Origin of the sequence: Oerskovia turbata (assembly GCF_000718325.1) — a bacterium.
Taxonomy (GTDB): Bacteria; Actinomycetota; Actinomycetes; order Actinomycetales; family Cellulomonadaceae; genus Oerskovia; species Oerskovia turbata.
Genome location: NZ_JOFV01000014.1, coordinates 21448 through 37759, shown reverse-complemented (window position 1 = coordinate 37759; position 16312 = coordinate 21448). Strand labels below are relative to the sequence as shown.

The 16312-nt window shown below is 74.5% G+C and carries 13 protein-coding genes and 1 pseudogene; 6 read left to right on the top strand and 8 right to left on the bottom strand.

Translation table 11 applies throughout. From position 1 onward, the window contains the following. Positions 1–127: 127 nt before the first annotated feature. Together IE95_RS0114725 and IE95_RS0114720 are read left to right on the top strand one after the other, a co-directional pair. Positions 128–499, top strand: coding sequence for a VOC family protein (locus IE95_RS0114725; RefSeq protein WP_030152378.1), 372 nt, complete (start codon positions 128–130; stop codon positions 497–499). Positions 500–533: 34 nt separating this feature from the next. Further along, positions 534–1289, top strand: a complete 756-nt coding sequence (locus IE95_RS0114720; RefSeq protein ID WP_206053344.1) for a uracil-DNA glycosylase — start codon at positions 534–536, stop codon at positions 1287–1289. A 30-nt stretch (positions 1290–1319) separates the two neighbouring features. Here the strand turns inward: IE95_RS0114720 and IE95_RS0114715 are convergent, their stop codons facing one another. The 4 genes from IE95_RS0114715 to IE95_RS0114700 form a co-directional block, all read right to left on the bottom strand. Further along, positions 1320–4586: an AAA family ATPase gene (locus IE95_RS0114715; RefSeq protein WP_030152376.1), complete on the bottom strand. Its 3267-nt coding sequence runs from the start codon at positions 4584–4586 to the stop codon at positions 1320–1322. After that, positions 4586–5869, bottom strand: a complete 1284-nt coding sequence (locus tag IE95_RS0114710; protein ID WP_030152375.1) for an exonuclease SbcCD subunit D — start codon at positions 5867–5869, stop codon at positions 4586–4588. The genes IE95_RS0114715 and IE95_RS0114710 overlap by 1 nt, the downstream gene beginning before the upstream one ends. Positions 5870–5970: 101 nt before the next feature. Then, positions 5971–6315, bottom strand: coding sequence for an STAS domain-containing protein (locus IE95_RS0114705; protein ID WP_030152374.1), 345 nt, complete (start codon positions 6313–6315; stop codon positions 5971–5973). A gap of 119 nt (positions 6316–6434) precedes the next feature. Beyond that, on the bottom strand, positions 6435–6914 hold the full coding sequence (locus IE95_RS0114700) for an aminoacyl-tRNA deacylase (protein ID WP_030152373.1): 480 nt from the start codon (positions 6912–6914) through the stop codon (positions 6435–6437). Positions 6915–7080: 166 nt separating this feature from the next. Between IE95_RS0114700 and IE95_RS20500 the strand changes: the two genes are divergently transcribed. Beyond that, positions 7081–7707: a hypothetical protein gene (locus IE95_RS20500; RefSeq protein WP_030152372.1), complete on the top strand. Its 627-nt coding sequence runs from the start codon at positions 7081–7083 to the stop codon at positions 7705–7707. After that, a complete protein-coding gene (locus tag IE95_RS0114690; protein ID WP_030152371.1) occupies positions 7704–8867 on the top strand; it encodes a PrsW family intramembrane metalloprotease in 1164 nt (387 codons plus the stop codon). The genes IE95_RS20500 and IE95_RS0114690 overlap by 4 nt, the downstream gene beginning before the upstream one ends. A gap of 38 nt (positions 8868–8905) precedes the next feature. Here the strand turns inward: IE95_RS0114690 and IE95_RS0114685 are convergent, their stop codons facing one another. From IE95_RS0114685 to IE95_RS20890, 3 genes and pseudogenes are all read right to left on the bottom strand, one after another. Further along, positions 8906–10714: an ABC-F family ATP-binding cassette domain-containing protein gene (locus IE95_RS0114685; RefSeq protein WP_030152370.1), complete on the bottom strand. Its 1809-nt coding sequence runs from the start codon at positions 10712–10714 to the stop codon at positions 8906–8908. 227 nt (positions 10715–10941) lie between these two features. Continuing rightward, positions 10942–11274 (bottom strand): annotated as a pseudogene (locus IE95_RS0114680) (nucleoside deaminase); the annotation flags it as partial. Between the two features lie 4 nt (positions 11275–11278). Continuing rightward, positions 11279–13000: a D-alanyl-D-alanine carboxypeptidase family protein gene (locus tag IE95_RS20890; protein ID WP_206053345.1), complete on the bottom strand. Its 1722-nt coding sequence runs from the start codon at positions 12998–13000 to the stop codon at positions 11279–11281. Positions 13001–13380: 380 nt separating this feature from the next. Between IE95_RS20890 and IE95_RS0114670 the strand changes: the two genes are divergently transcribed. Continuing rightward, positions 13381–13911 carry an Mce/MlaD family protein gene (locus IE95_RS0114670; RefSeq protein ID WP_030152367.1) on the top strand — a complete coding sequence of 177 codons (531 nt, stop codon included), beginning with the start codon at positions 13381–13383 and terminating at the stop codon, positions 13909–13911. 54 nt (positions 13912–13965) lie between these two features. Here IE95_RS0114670 and IE95_RS0114665 read toward each other — a convergent pair whose 3' ends face one another. Next, entirely contained in the window at positions 13966–14925 is a 960-nt protein-coding gene (locus tag IE95_RS0114665; RefSeq protein WP_030152366.1) for a DUF2332 domain-containing protein, read from the bottom strand. Positions 14926–15079: 154 nt separating this feature from the next. Between IE95_RS0114665 and IE95_RS0114660 the strand changes: the two genes are divergently transcribed. After that, the gene (locus IE95_RS0114660; protein ID WP_030152365.1) at positions 15080–16279 is read left to right on the top strand and encodes a hypothetical protein; all 1200 of its coding nucleotides are present in this window, start codon (positions 15080–15082) and stop codon (positions 16277–16279) included. Positions 16280–16312: the final 33 nt, after the last annotated feature.

The window sequence follows — 16312 nt, the reverse complement described above, 5'->3', positions numbered from 1 at the left end:
CGGCACCGACGGGGGTGCCGCGGGGAGTCCCGGTCAGCGGTTGGCCGCTTCTCTTCGTACGGTGGAGATCTGCCCGCCCCCCCGGCGGGCCGTGCAGGTCACCAGCCGATCAGCAGGAGCGACGACCATGGACTGGAAGCTCGAGCTCATCCCCGTGCCCGTGTCGGACATCGACCGGGCCAAGGCGTTCTACGTCGACCAGGTCGGGTTTGACGCCGACCACGACATCCCCGTCAACGACGAGCTGCGGTTCGTGCAGCTCACCCCACCGGGTTCCGCCTGCTCGATCGTGCTCGACGTCAACATGACCGACATGCCGTCGGGCGCGCAGCGCGGCCTGCAGATCGTCGTGCCCGACGCCGACGAGGCCCGTCAGCACCTCCTCGACCGCGGCGTCGACGCCCCTCCCGTCGAGGACCTGCCGTGGGGCCGGTTCACGTACTTCGCGGACCCCGACGGCAACACGTGGGCGTTGCAGCAGATCGTCCCGCAGGCGTGACGGCAACGGTCGGGCGAGGTTCTCGGGAGGTGACGTGCCGCGTGAGGTGAGCGCCGTCGTCGGGCCCGACGACGCCACGTACCCCCTCCAGGTCCGTCCCGCCGGGAGCGTCGCGGCGCTCGACGAGGTGCTCGTCGGGTGCAGGGCCTGCCCGCGCCTGGTCGCGTGGCGCGAACGGGTCGCGGCGGAGAAGCGGGCCTCGTTCCGTGACGAGACCTACTGGGCGCGGCCCGTGCCGGGGTTCGGCGACGAGCGGGCCGCGGTCCTGGTCGTCGGGCTGGCGCCTGCCGCGCACGGCGCGAACCGCACGGGACGCATGTTCACGGGCGACCGGTCGGGGGACTTCCTGTTCGCGTCGATGTCCCGCACGGGGTTCGCGAACCAGCCGACGTCGGTGGGCGCGGACGACGGGCTCGTGCTGACCGGTATCCGCGTCACGGCTCCGGTGCGCTGCGCCCCACCCGCGAACAAGCCGACCCCGACCGAGCGTCGCACGTGCGCGCCGTACCTGGGGCGCGAGCTCGAGCTCGTCGGCCCACGCGTCGCGGTGGTGCTCGGGGCGTTCGGCTGGCAGGCGCTGCTCGCGACGCTGACCGACCAGGGGTGGGCGGTGCCGCGGCCGCGGCCGGTGTTCGGTCACGGGGCCGAGGTGCGCCTCGCGCACCCCGACGGGCGCAGCCTGACCCTGTTGGGCTGCTTCCACGTGAGCCAGCAGAACACGTTCACGGGTCGGCTGACGCCCGAGATGCTCGACGCGGTGCTGCTGAGGGCACGAGAACTCGCCCGCTGACGCCCTGCGCCGACGAGCAGGAGGCCGGTGCTACGCCCGCACCGTGAGCGTGCTCGACCCGTTCGCGAGCCGCCGCACCTCGACGCGTTCCGCGATGGACGCCTTGAGCGCGTCGACGTGGGACACGACGCCGACGACGCGGCCCCCCGCGCGGAGCTTGCCGAGCTCACCGAGCACCGCTTCGAGGGTCTCGGGGTCGAGCGTCCCGAAGCCCTCGTCGACGAACAGCGTCCCGAGGTCCACGCCGCCGACCTCGGCGGTCACGACGTCGGCCATGCCGAGCGCGAGGCACAGCGACACGTAGAAGGTCTCGCCGCCCGAGAGCGTGCGAGGGTCGCGCGCCTGCTCGGTGCGGTGGTCGAGGACCTTCATCGCGAGGCCGGTCCGGCGCGTGCGGACGTCCTCCTTCTCGTCGGACCGTTCGAGCTCGTACCGGCCGTCGGACATCTCACGGAGCCGTTCGTTGGCGGCCGCGACGACGTCCTCGAAGCGCCTGACCAGCACGAACGTCGCGAGGGACAGTGCCTTGGCGTTGTCGGCGCCGGATCCGGCGGCGAGCGCGGCCATGCGGGCGACGGGTGCCGCGTCCTCGCGGGCACGGCCCCAGGCCGCCACGGTCGACTCGATCTCCGTCGCGGCGGTCGCCGCGGCGGTCGCCCGCCGGGACGCGCCGTTCGCCTGGAGGGCGGCCATCCGCTCGGCGTCCTCTGCCTGCCCGACGGCGTCGCGCGCCCCGTCGAGGTCGACGTCCACGTCCGCGGGCAGGGCGACGATCGCCTCCTCGGCGAGGCCCCGCCTGATGCGCTCGGTGTCCGCGTCGACCATGCGGAGGCTGCGTTCGAGCTCCTCTCGTCGCTCGGCCGGCACGAGCGCGTCGACCACCTGCTGCTCGTCGTCGAACCCGGCCTCGGCGAGGACCGCAGCGACCTCGGCGGCTCGTGCCTCGACCGCGGCCGACGTGCGCGCGACGGCGGCCTCGGCGTCGAGCAGGGTGCTCACGGCGAGGTCGCGGTCGCGCAGCGCTGCCGCGAGCACCGCGACGGGGTTGGCGGACGCGCCCTGGTCGGCCCACGGGTCCGGGAGGTCGGCGTCGGCGAGGAGCGGTCCGGTCGCGTCGAGCTCGGTGACGATGTCGTGGCGGTCCTGCGCGATCCCCGCGGCGAGGGCGTCGAGGCGTGCGCTCTCGCCCGCGATCCGCTCGGCGAGGGTCGAGGCCAGGGTCGTCAGCTGCGCGGTCTCGGCGTCGAAGGCCGCGAGAGCCGCGGTCGCCTCGGCCCGTGCGGTGGCGGCCGCAGCGGATGCCGACACGAGCTCCTTGGCCGCGGCGAGCGCAGCCTGCGCCTGGCCGACGCCCACGCCTCCGGCCGCCCGCTGGAACCCGTCGAGGCGCTCGGCGAGGGTGGCGACCTCGGCGGACGCGGCCGCGACGACCTCCTCCGCGTTCCGGCGCGCGGCCTCCGCGGTCTCGACGTCGTCCCGGCTCACGTGCTCGTCGCTCGTCCGGGCGGGCGCGGGGTGCTCGTGCGCGCCGCACACCGGGCATGCGTCCCCGGGCTCCAGGCCTTCCGCGAGCTCCCCCGCGATCCCGCCGAGCCAGGCCGTGCGCAGCGCGTGCTCGGCATCGGACGCGGCGCGGGCAGCGGCGACCGCTTGCTCCTGACCCACCCGGGCGGCGTCGAGGGCGGTACCTGTCTCGACGGCCTGGCGGGCCGCGCGCAGCACGGACTCGGCCGTGAGGACCTTCTCCTGCCGTTCACCGAGCCGTCCGGCGACGTCGGCGAGCTCGTCGCGACGCGACTCCCGCTCGGCCCGTCCCGCGGGGCGCGCGGCGAGGTCGGCGAGGACCCGTGCGCGTTCCTCGCGGTCGCGCTCGACCTCCTTGCGGCCGTCGACGAGGTCGCGCTCCCGGATCGGCAACGACTCCCCGACGGGCAGCAGCCGGGCGAGGCGCGTGCTCGCCGCCGCGAGGCTCGATCGCAGGACGTCGAGGGCCGTGACGTCGGCCGTCGCTAGCGACTCCGGCACCCCTGTGCGGGCGAGCAGGAGCCGCTCGCGCGCGGCGGCGTGCTCCGTCGCGGCGCGGCGCGCACCCGCGAGCACGGGCTCCACGACGGCGGCCCGCCGCGCGGCGGCGAGGACCTCCCGGTCGGTGGCCACCTGGTCGGCGGCGGCGTCGAGCGCCGCCTGCTCGGCGAGCAGGGCGTCGCGGCGCACGACCGCTGCGCTGAGCGTGCGCGCCGCCTCGAAGGCGTCACGGGCCGCGACGAGCGCGCTGTTGGCCGAGATCTCGCGCGCGCCGAGCTCGTCGGCCGTCCGCTGCATGGCCGCGACGTGCCGGTGGACGAGGGTCCGGACCGAGGGCAGTGCGGCAGCAGCCGCGACGGACTCGTCCTGGGCGGCGACGGCCGCGACGTGGGCGGTGTCGGCGCCGGCCTGGCCGGCCTCGCCCGCTCCACCAGCCCCGCCGCTGTGTCCGTCCCCCTCACCGTCACTCTCGCCCACGGGCTCCTCGGCCGTGTCGAGCGGCCCCGCGAGGCGCGTCTCGTCGCGCGCGGCCTCGCGCAGGGTCGCCGCGGCCTCGCTCGTGAGCCCCGCAGCGCCGACGAAGTTCTCGACGGCTCCGGTCGCTGCCCCCTTCGCGGCGGACACGGACCCCTGCGCCTCGCGGTTCAGGGCTGCGAGCTCGGTCTGGACGCGGTCGTAGATCTCGGTGCCGAAGACCTTCTGGAGCAGGCTGCGACGGTGCTCGGGGTCCGCACGCAGGAAGTTCGCGAACTCGCCCTGCGGCAGGACGATGGTCTGGACGAACTGTCGGCGGTCGAGCCCGACGGCTCGCTGGATCTCCAGCCCGGCCTCGTCGAGCCGCGTCGAGAGCAGCTCGCCGGGCACGTCGTCGGCGTCGGCCCCCGGCGCCGCGACGGCCTGGTCCGCGCCCGCGAGCCGCCAGAGCTTCACTCCGGCCTGCTGGGTCGTGGTCCCGGTGCCGCGCTTCTTGGCGCGCTGGAACTCGGGGGTCCGTCGCACGCGGTAGACCCCGGACCCGGTCTCGAAGACGAGGTCCACGAACGACTCCACGTCGGGGGCGGCGTACGCCGAGCGCAGCCGGTCCTCGCTCGCGGCCTCGGACGCGACCTTGCCGTACAGCGCGAAGACGACGGCGTCGATGATGGTCGACTTCCCGGCGCCCGTGGGGCCCTCGAGCAGGAAGATGCCCGAGGTCGCGAGCTCGGCGAAGTCGATGACGTGGCGCCCGGCGAACGGCCCGATCGCCTGGAGGGTCAGGGTGTGCAGGTGCATCAGGCGCTCCGCTCGCTCGCGAGGGCACGTTCGAGCGCGGTGCGCAGCGCGGCCCTCTCGGCCTGGTCGGGGCCCGTCCCCGTGACGTGCTGGACGAACTCGTGGGTCACCTCGAGCGGGTCGCGCCCCTGCCCGACGACGGAGATCACCTCGCGCTCGGCCGTCACCGGTGGGCGGTGCTGGACCTGGAGCGCGTGCGGGAACCGTGCGCGGACGCGCGCGTACATCTCGGTGGGCCGGGCGGGATCAGTGACGAACACGCGCAGCCAGTCGTCGGTGTGCGGGTCACCGGAAGCCCCGAGGAGGTCGTCGAGCGTCCCGGTGACCTCGGCGAGACGGCGCGGGACCGGCGCCGGGAGCAGCTCCGTCCGGGCGTCCCCGGTCGCGTCGAGGTCCAGCAGGACGGTCGACTTCTTCTGGTGCATCTCCGAGAACGAGTACGCGAGCGGCGACCCGGAGTAGCGGGCCGTGGTCGTCCCGTCGCGATCGTGACCTGTGGTTTCACGTGAAACACCGGGCAACGTGACGGTCTGCGGGCCATGCAGGTGACCCAGTGCCACGTAGTCCACGCCCGCTCCCCCGAACACCCCGGCAGGGACCGAGTCGACACCGCCCACCCGGATGTCCCGCTCGGACTCCGAAGCCTGCCCACCGACGACGAACGCGTGCGCCACGACCACGTTCCGCAGCGGGGCGCCGCCACCCTCACGGCGGCGCGCGACGTCCGTCCTGACCCGTCGCATGGCCGCCGCGGTCACAGCCTCGTGCGAGCGCGGCAAGGGTGCACGCCCGTGCTCTCGCCCGGGCTCGCCCGGCACCTCGCCGTCTCCACCACAGCCGCACCCGTCCGCGAGCTCCCACCGCACGGCGTCCGGGTCGAGGTAGGGCATCGCGTACACCGCGACACGCCCGCCCGAGCCACCGCGCGAGGCGGGGTCCAGGACGACGGGCGTGCCGACGTCGGGCACGCGCGTCCGGAAGTGGACGCCCGCACGCATGAGCGACGCCCCGAACCCCAGCCGGATCGCCGAGTCGTGGTTGCCCGGCGTGAGCACGACGTCCGCGTGCTCGGCGAGCCGTGCGACCGTGTCCGAGAGGAGGTTCACGGCGTCCACGGGCGGGATGGCGCGGTCGTACACGTCGCCCGCGACCAGGACCGCCCCGACCCCCTCCGAGCGGACGACGTCCACGAGGTGGTCCAGGTACGCAGCCTGGTGGTCCAGCAGGTCGACGCCGTGCAGCGTGCGACCGAGGTGCCAGTCCGAGGTGTGCAGGATGCGCATGACCCGAACGGTAGCGGGCGCCACCCACAGCCCTGCGACGGAGCCCCAGGCCCGGGGGCGACCTCGTCGTCACCCCGTGCAGGCCGTGAGGGCCCTGCGGGCTACGACCCTGCGGTCGCGGTCCGCACGACGGGGATGGTCCCGCCCATGCCGATCATGTCGAGCAGGTCCTCGAGCGAGGTCGTCGGGTCCTGCAGGACCACGGGGCGCCCGTCCTCGGAACCCAGCATGTAGACCTGGAGGATGAAGGCGATGCCCGACGAGTCGATGAACGTCACGCGCCCGACGTCGATCGTCACCGGTCCCGGGTGCGTGAGCACCTGCGCCATGGCGTCGCTCGCGCGGTCCCGCAGCGCTGCGTCGATCTCTCCCCACAGGGAGATGAGCGACCCCTCGGGGGTCGCCTCGTAGCTGATGCCTGAGTCGTACGTACTGGGGATGGTCATGCTCTTCTCGTGCTCCGTCAGTCGGTGAGGGTGGCCTCGCGGACCGTCCTCCTGGTCAACGATCGGGCAATGAACGGTGTTCCCGCGGTCGGGATCCGTGAAGGTCAAACTCTGAGAGGTTAGACCGGCTCGGTCACGTCCGCGACCTGCGCGCCCAACGTCGCCGCGAGGCTCGCGCCGTCGACGCTCGCCGCGACGCCGAAAGCACCCCCGCCGATCGACACGAGCGGGGACGTCCCCTCCCGGTCGACGACGCGGGAGTCGGCGACGACGGGCCAGGCCGTCGTCGCGCCGAACGGGGTGATCGTCCCTCGCTCGTACCCCGTGACCTCGCGGGCGACCTCCTTGTCCGGCATGGACAGGCGCGAGACGCCCAGGAAGGTCCGCAGCTTGGGCCACGAGATGGTCCGGTCGCCCGGGACGAGGACGAACAGGTAGTCGTCGTCCCCGCGGCGCACCACGAGCGTCTTGACGATGTTCGCCGGGTCGATCCCCCGCGCCGCCGCCGCCTCCTCGAGAGAGTTCACCGGGCCGTGACGGGTGATCGTGACGTCGATCCCGGACGCTTCCAGTGCGGCGCGTGCCCGCTCTTCGCTCATGCCTCGACCCTAGGCATCGCCGCCCACACCCACCACGTGAGGGGCGGATCAGCACGTGTCGTCCACGTCACCTCCCCGCGGCGTCCGCGGGCGCCCCGGTCGCGGACCTGACGTCCCGATGCTTGCATCAGGTGACGTCCGACCCGGACGAGCCGAAGGAGAGCAGATGCGCCCCGAACCTCCCCCGCTGCTGCGGCCCGAGCGCCGCGGGCGCTTCGGCATGGACCGCGTGGGGTCCGTCGCGACGGCCGTCGTGCTGCTCGCGATGATCGCCCTGTGGCTCGTCCCGACCGCGGTCGACGAAGGCACCCCGCCCACCGAGACGGAGATCCCCGCGGGCAGGGTCGTCACGGTGTCCGACGGCGTCTCGACCGCGACGATCCGGTTCCCCGCGGGATGGTCCACCACGGCCGACATCAGCGCGTCCGGCGACGCGAGCGAGTCGACGTTCGAGGGCGGCAGCCTCACGGTCGACCGCCGGGGCGTCGAGGTCCAGATCGAGGTCGTCTCCGGCGTCGAGAACCCGAACGTGTTCTTCACGCGGCGGGCCCGGCTCGCCGAGCTGGCGACAGGCACGACCCTGTACGACGCGCAGATCGTGTCCGAGGGCGACCCGGCCGAGGTCTCGGGCGTCTTCCGGTCGGGCGGCCCCGAGGCTGCCACGCTCTCGGTCAAGGTCACGGCGCAGCACGCCCAGGGCGGGGTGTCGATCCTGGCGTACGGGACGGCGTCGGACCTCCAGGCGCAGGCCGGGGCCGTGGCGGACCTGGTGGAGGCGGTGACGATCTCATGACCGAGCAGGGCCCGCGCAACGTCCCCGTGGTCCTCCCCACGAGGGCCCCCGGGCGGCGGCGGCGCGGCCTCTTCCCCCCCTACCAGTGGGCGACGTGGCTGTACGGGGTGTGCCTCGTCGTCGCCGGCGTCGGGATGCTCCGGGTCGCCGTCCAGGACGTGTTCCTCACGCCCGAGGGCCTGGGGATCGGGATCCTGCTCGCGGCCGTCGTCACGCTGCTCCTCACGGCGATCATCCGGCGGCTCGACCTGTTCGAGGACGAGCCGGGCGGCATGCTCGTCGCGGCCTACGCGTGGGGCTTCGTCGTCGCGCCGACGCTCGTCGTGGTCGCGAACGACCACCTCATCTCCGTGTTCGAGCGGGTGGGCCTCGCCTCCTGGGCCGCCGCCGTCGTCGGGCCGACCGACGAGGAGCTCATCAAGCTCCTCGGCGTGGTCCTGGTCCTGTACGCGGGCCGCGCGCACGTGACCCGCCCGCTCAACGGCCTGGTCTACGGGGCGATGGTCGGCCTGGGGTTCGAGGTCAGCGAGAACATCAGCTACATCGTGCAGGGCGCGATCACGGACCCGAACGCCGACGCCGTGGGGGCTCTCCAGGTCGGCCTGAGCCGCGTGCTCGTCGGCCTGGGCGGGCACGCGATGTTCACCGCGATCGCGGGCTTCGGCATCGCCTACGCCCTCGTGGCGTTCCACGTCTCCACGGTGCGGCGCGTCACCGTGGCCGTCGTGGCCTACGCGCTCGCCTGGGTGCTGCACTTCGCGTGGAACGCCCCCGAGGTCTTCTTCCCGTCGTCGGAGGCCGGCGCGTTCGCGTCGGTCGTCCTCAAGTACGTCGTCCTGATCCTCGCGTTCGTGCTCGTGGTCCGGTACGCGCGGCACGTCGACCACCGCTGGTTCGAGGCGGCGCTCGCCGACCAGCCCGACGACGTCGTGACCCCTGGCGAGAGGGAGGCCCTGCGGACCGTCCACGGACGCCGTGCAGCGCGCAAGGCGGCCCGGCGCGCGGGCGGGCGCGCGGAGAGCCGACGGCTGGCCGACCTGCAGGAGGCCCAGCTCCGGCTCGCGACGCTTCTGGGACTGCATCCCGACGGGGCTCCCCCCGTGGAGGTCCAGAAGGAGGTCGTGCGGGAGATCCGCGCGCAGCTCACCCTGCCCGTCTGAGGGGCGCCGACGGCGCCGCCGACCGACCCCGCGTCGCCTCAGCCGAGGTGCACCACGTCGCCCTTCCAGGTCCGCCGCAGCCACCGGTCGTGCGAGGCGACGACCACGGCGCCAGGCCACGTCTCGACCGCGGCCATGAGCTCCTCCGCGAGCGTGAGCGACACGTGGTTGGTCGGTTCGTCGAGCAGCAGCACGTCGGGGGCCTGCGTCACGAGCATCGCGAGGACGACCCGTCGCCGCTGGCCGACGCTCAGCACCCCGAGCGGCCGGTCCAGGTCCCGGGGCGCCACGAGGCCGTGGGCGTTCACGTGCGGGCGGTCCGCCGGGTCCTGCCCCGTGACGAGGGCGAGCAGGTCGCGCGGGGTGCGCGCGTCGTCGTGCAGGCGGACGTCCTGCTCCAGCAGCGCGACCTCGACGCCTCGCGCGCGCCCCACCGTGCCCGACGACGGCGCGAGGTCGCCCGCGAGCACGTGCAGCAGCGTCGACTTCCCGGACCCGTTGGCGCCCGTCACGAGCAGCTTGGCGCCCGGCGCGAGATCGATCGACGGCACACCGGCCGCCCGCAGGTCGAGCCGGGGGCGCCCAGGGGCGGCGGGACCCGGCTCGGTCGCCCCACCCTGCACGACGACGTCACGCGCCCACAGCACCAGGCCGCCGGTCCCGTTCGACGCACCCTGGGAGCCGCGCCGGCCGCCCGAGCGACCCGGCGACGAGCCCGTCGCACGCTCACGCACGAGGTGCGGCGGCGCGAACCGCAGGGGCTCGGGCGGCCTGCGCACCTGCTCGGCCTGGAGCGTGTCGAGGCGCTGCTGCGCGTTGCGCACGCGCCGAGAGACCTGCGACTGCACGCGCTCACCCTTGGCGTCGTAGAGCAGCTTCGACTGGTTGCCGCGCTCACGGTCGTGCGAGACGTTGCGGGCCGTCGTCGCGACCGACCGGCGCAGCGCCTTGAGCTCGTCCTGCTCGGCCGCGAACCGCTGCTCCCACCGGGCGCGCTCGACGCGCTTGGCCCGCAGGTAGTCGCGGTAGCTGCCCGCGTACAGGGTGCCGCCCGAACGGCCCGCCGAGCTGGCCTCCTGCGACGGGTCGAGGTCGAGGATCTCGGTGCAGACCTCGTCGAGGAACACGCGGTCGTGGCTCGCGAGCAGCACGGCCCCGGGCAGGGCGCGCAGGGCCGAGGCGAGGAACTCCGCGGCCTCGTCGTCCAGGTGGTTGGTCGGCTCGTCGAGCAGGAGCGCGCCCGGCTGGCGGATGAGGAGCGCCGCGAGGCCCAGCCGCGTGCGCTGCCCGCCCGAGAGCCGCGAGACCAGGCGGTCGCGGTGGATCACGTCGAGGCCCAGGCCTGCGAGGGCACGGGCTGCACGGGCGTCGGCCCCCCACACGTCCGACTGCTCGGCGCGCGCGAGGGCCAGGTCGTAGGCCGCGGTGAGAGCGTCGACGTCGTGCGGGTTGTCAGAACGAGCGTGACCTATGGCGCTCGCTCGTTCTGACACGTCGGCGGAGGAGGGGCCGGCGAGGGCCAGCGCCGCCGCCTCGAGGTCACGCTCGACCTCCCGGACCCCCGCGAGAGCCTCCTCGACGACCTGGCCGACCGACGTCGTCGGGCCGTACGGGAGCTCCTGGTGCAGGTAGCCGAGGTCCGGCGGCCGCGTGACCGTGCCCGAGTCGGGGTCCTCGACCCCCGCGAGCAGGCGCAGGAGCGTCGACTTGCCGACGCCGTTCTCACCCACCAGCCCGGTCCGGTGACCCGGGTCGACGGCGAGGCTCACCCCCGCGAGGACGGTGCGGTCGCCGTAGGACCGGGTGAGGTCGACGGCAGTGAGAAGAGCAGAAGAGGGCTGAGGCACGGAATCACCTGACGAAGAGGGCGCCGCGGCGGCACGGAGGCTGCCTGCCGACGTCGAACCCGACCGGGGCACGACGGGAACGTCGTGTCGCGGGGCGACGTCGGGGCGCGAGAGGAAGGGGGTCTCGCGGGCAGGCTCAGATCCACATGAGAGCCACCCTACGGGGTCGCGCCGACGGGCCGCGAGCCGATTGCCCCCCGGACGCCACGATCCCGGTCGGCGGTCTACGCGGCGTACACGATCCGCCCCCGCCCGACCCACGCATGAGCCGCGCTGCACATCGGGCAGTGCTCTCCCGACGTGTAGACCGTGCTCGTGCGACGCTGCTCGACGTCGAGGCTCTCGGAAGCCCAGCGGGCGAGAGCGAGCTCTGGGTGCTGGGTCGCGTCGCCGCCCCCGACCCCGTTGCGCCCCCGACGCAGGATCTCCCCCGCGGCATCGACGAGCACCGAGCCGAATGGCTCGTCGCCCACATCGAGCGCCTCCCGTGCGAGGTCGACGCACACCCGCAGGAACACCTGGTCGCGGGGTCGAGGAGGTTCGAGGGGCGGGACGGTCACCGGTCTAGGACTCCTCGGTCGGCGCCGGGATGTTCGTCGGTGAGGTCGACGGGGCCACCGACTCGGTCGGCTCCGGGGGCGTCGGCGACGGAGCCGGGGTGGTCGGCGGGTCCGTCGGCGTCGGCGTCGGGGTCGGTTCGGTCGGCGACGGCGTAGGTTCCGTCGGCGTCGGGGTCGGGGTCGGTACCGGTTCCGTCGGCGTCGGCGTCGGGGTCGGCACCGGTTCCGTCGGCGTCGGGGTCGGCACCGGTTCCGTCGGGACGGGAGTGGTCGGGGTCGGCGTCGGGACCGGGGTCGTCGGCGCAGGCGATGGCGGAGGAGTCGTCGGCGAGGTGGGGGCCGTCGGCGAGGGAGGCCCCGTCGGCGTCCCCTCGGCGCCCGGCGTGTACCGGTCAGGCATGGCCCCGGCCGCGTAGAACTCGAAGTGCCACGGCTCGGGCTTGCGCCCGTCAGGACGTGCCCACGTGGGGTTGTCCCAGCCGTAGTCCGGGGCGTGCAGGCGCATCCACCGGTACTCGGCGCTCGCCCCGGTCGAGACCGGGGAGCCGACGTCGATCGCGAGGCCCCACCCGTGCTGAGAGGTACCGGGGACGGCTGCCAGGAACGGCTTCGCGGCCTTGACGGCGACCTGGTCCTCGTAGCTGCGGTACGAGTCGGTGATCCGCAGCGGCTTGCCGAACGCCTTCTGGTACTCGGCAGCGAGCGCCTCGAGCTGCTCGGCGGCGTCGCAGCGCAGGCTCTGCCCGGGCGCGAAGGCGAGCGGGCACAGCACCGAGTCCGGAAGCTGTCCGTTGGCGTACTGGGACGTGCTGTCTGCGTACTTCGCGACGGCGGCGGCGAGCTGGTCCGCCAGGGTGCCGCCGGCGGGAGCCGCGCCGTCCGCCGGGACGACGCCCACCGCCGCGAGCGCGTACGCGGGGCCCATGAGCTCGGCGAGCTGGGTCGCAGCGGCGACGACGTCGTCGATCGTCACCAGTCCCTCGTGCGACGGCGACTCGTCGTCCAGCGGGTCCACCGGGTCGGGCGCCGGCTCCGCCGGAAGGCCCGTCTCAGGGTCGACACCGTCGGCTGCCTCGCCCGCCGGAGCGGCAGGCACCGTGGGTACGGTCGTCGTCCCCTCCGCGGCGCTGCCAGGTTCACCATCGGTCGCCAGGGAGTCCGCGGCCCCGGCCCCCTCGTCGGGCGTGGTCTGGGGCGGGGCCACCGGGTTCGCGGCGGCCGCGGCCCCGGCCGGCACGACGGTCGACGGCGTACCGGCCGTCGGCGGCTCGGTCGGCGTCTGCCCCTCGACGGCTCCCGGAACGCCGGGGCCGCCCGAGGTGTCGGGGGCGTCGGGCGTCGTCGGGGTGAGGGGGGCCGGGGCAGCGGGCGGCGTCGCGAGCCCCTCGCCGGGCAGGGCTCCGGGCGCGACGGGCCCGGGGGCGTCGACCGAACCCCGCGGGCCCCCGCCGGAAGCAGCCTGCTGGGCCTGGTAGGTCGCGAGCAGCATCCCGAGCTCCGAGCGCGCCTGCAGGACGGTCTCCGAGACGACGGCGTCGGCACCGAGCGCCTCGTCCGACCGGTCGAGCATCTTGACCACGCGGTCGAGCTGGACGTCCTCGCTGGGCGGCTCGTAGGCCGCCGGCTGCACGCCGAACGCGGCACCCGAGGCTGGCTCGTCGGCCGCGTACTGCACCGACCACGGCTCCCGGTGCGTGATCGAGGACCCGACGAACCCGACCGTCATGGCCGATCCGAGGACGAGGGTCGACGAGAGGATCAGGGGGACGGCCCGCGCGGGGCGTCGCGACTGACGGACGTGGACGGGAGGGTGCGGCCGGTCCGGCCCGGTGGGCGCGACGGCGACGTCGGCACGGACGGCGGCAGGCGCGCTGGCGGCGGGCTCGGCGCGAGACGCGCCAGGCCGGCCCCCTGGGCCGCTGGAACGCACCCGGTGCGTCGGCAAGGTCACCACGAGACTCCCATGTCCGTTCTGCGACGTTCGACCGTGCGAGAGTATCCGCGAACACGACCAGACTCCAGCCTGAGGGAGTTTGGGCGTGCGCGCCACCCCTTGCCTGGGAACTCCATGGGTGACTTCTCGTCCGGTGACTGCACAATGGAGGGATGGACACCCACGCAACGCAGCACACCACCGGCACCCGGCGCACCCGCCGGAGCGTCGCCGTCGGGCTCGCGCTCGTCCTGTCCACGTCCGTGCTGGGCGCGTGCGGCGAGGACGGCAGCATCACGATCCCCGAGATCACCATCTCGAGCGACCAGCTCGACCAGCTCCTCGACGACGCCAAGGCGCAGGCCGAGACCATCGGCGGCGACGTCCAGTCGCTCGTCGACTCGCTCGGCTCGCTGCCCGCAGACCAGCGAGCGCAGGTCGAGGAGGCCGTGACCGCGGCCAGGACCGCGTCGGAGGACCTCCAGACGGCCCTCGACGAGGCGGCCACCGCGACCGAGGACACCAAGGCGCAGGCCGAGCAGCGCGTCGCGGACGCCCGCGCGAGGCTCGACGAGGCGTCTGCGCAGCTCCAGTCGGCATCCGAGGCCGTGAGGTCGGCCGACGAGGCCGTGAGCAGCTCGCTCGACGACCTGCGCGGCGAGGTCGAGAAGTTCTCGCAGGACGTCGAGGGCGCGACGTCCTGACGACGTCCCGCGTCGTCACAGGCGCCGGGGCCCGTGCCCTGAGCGCCAGGTGCGCTACAGGCGCATGATCGCCGCGCCGTGCGGGTGCGTCCTGGCGACGGGCACGCCGTCCACACTGAGGACGGTCCGCCCGTCGTCGGGCAGGCCGGTCGAGGACTGCAGGACGCGGACTCCCTCGTTGGCGACCCACGTGCCGTCGAGCGCGCCCATGCGGTCGACGAACCGCTGCCGGTCCGCCGGGTCGAGATAGACCAGGACGTGTCCGTGGAGGACCACGAGGTGCGCGTCGCGGGGTGCCTGACTGACCAGGTCGTCGAGGTCGTCGAGGAGGTCGCCCCGGACGACGTGCGGCGGGTCCTCCGCGACCAGGGCGCACGCGGCGTCGAGGCGTGCGCGGCGCTCGTCGTGCTCGGGCCAGACGAGCGTGCGCAACCACGCGACGTCGTCGGGATCGGTCACGTCGAGCGGGTTGAGGTCGATCCCCGCGCGCCACGCCACCTGAGGCAGCGACGACGGGACCAGCGCCGAGTCGTCGACCGCGCAGTCGATCAGGACCGACGACGGACCGTCCACAGGGTCCAGCACGACGGGGCCGTCGGGCGTCGCGTAGCGGTACGAGTACCGGTCGGGGTACAGGCACAGCCCCGCGGACGCCCCGACCTCCAGGAGCGCGAGCGGCCCGTCGAGCCGTGAAAGCACGGGCAGCAGCACCGCGCAGCGCGCCGCCTCGTTCGTCTGCGTCGAACGGGCCAGCGCGACCGCCTCGACCTCGGGCCAGTGCCCGAGCAGCCACGGCCGCACCCCCTCGAACGCGCCGAGAGGCGCACCGGCCGCCCGTGCCGCTGCGAACACGAGGTTCGGCTGCCGCTTGAGCTCCGGCAGGCGCAGCACGAGCCCGAGGACCTCCTCGTCGGCCGCGATCGACAGCGCCCATTCGGTGTACAGAGGGGAGGACGCGCGCACCTCGAGGTCCGCCCACCGGACGTACGCCTCCGACAACCTGTCGATGCTCATCCGCCGAACCTAGCGGCTCCGCGCGTGACGAACGAGGAACGTCCGGCGCGTCACGGGCCCCGGTACCGGCCCCGGCCCCGGCCCCGGCCCCGGCCACGCGGGCACGCGGGCACGTCCCCGTTGACCGTCCGACGCGCCCCCGCCACACTGGGCCATGCCTTCCGCCGCTCCGACGCCAGAGCCCGCCAGGACACCGGTACCCGACCTCGACGAGACCCTCGCGCTCGCCGGCATCGCCCTCGGCGCCGCGCTCGCCGAACCCGAGGCGCTCGGCGGGTCGACGCGGTCGCTGGTCGTCCGCGCCCGCGTCGTCGCCGGGTTCACGGACGACCGCCTCGACACGACCCGCGCCGTCGCGCACGCACCGGGCAGCACGGTCGTGGTCAAGCGCTTCCTGGACCGTCCGGGCGTGCACGGCCTGCCGTTCGAGCACGAGGTCGCGGGGCTCGTGACCCTCGACCACACCCCTGTCCTGCTGGCCGTCGACGAGGCGCACCGCCTCGTCGTCATGAGCGACGTCGGCGACGGCCCCACGCTCGCCGACCTCCTGCTCGGCACCGACCGCGACGCCGCCTGGCAGGGCGCGCACGACTGGGCGAGCGCCCTCGGCGAGCTCGCGGGCGCCTCCGGGCGGCACGTCGAACGGTTCTCGGCCGAGCTCGCGGCGCGCGGCATCGTCAAGGGGTGGGACCTCGACGCGGACGCCCGCGCCGGGGTGCACCGGCTCGTCGAGGCCCTGCCCACCCCGACGGACCTCACGCGCGAACCGCTCGACGCGATGCTCGCGTTCGTGCACGACGACCTCGAGGCGGTCGCGAGCCTGCGCGCCGCGGCGAGCTCCGCCGTCGTCTCCCCCGGCGACACGTGCCCCGACAACGCCGTCCGCACCCCCACCGGGTGGGTGTTCCTCGACCTGGAGGACACGAACGTCCACCACCCCGCGCTCGACGCCGCGTACACGCTCATGCCGTTCTCCACCTGCTGGTGCGTGTTCGACCCGCCGCCCGGCCTGACCGACAGCCTCCTCGCCGCGTTCACCACGGGCCTGGGCAGGCACCGGCCCGACGCCGTCGTCGAGCCCGCCTGGACCCGCGACGTCCTGCTCGCATGCGCCGGCTGGATACTCGCCATGACGGGCTGGCTCCTCGACGGCGCGGTCGAGGACCGCCCGAGCGTCGGACCCGAGGGGAGGTCGCCGTCGTACCGGCAGCTCATGACGTCCCGCTGGCGCTGGGGGGCCGAGCACCTGCGCGACGTCACCCCGAGCATCGCGACCGTCCTGTCCGACGCCGTCGCGTGGGCCGAGCGCGAGTGGGGCCCCACGCCGTCGGGCGGGTATCCCGCGTTCTCCTGACGCACCGCTGGTCCCGGCACGAGAGGACCTAGG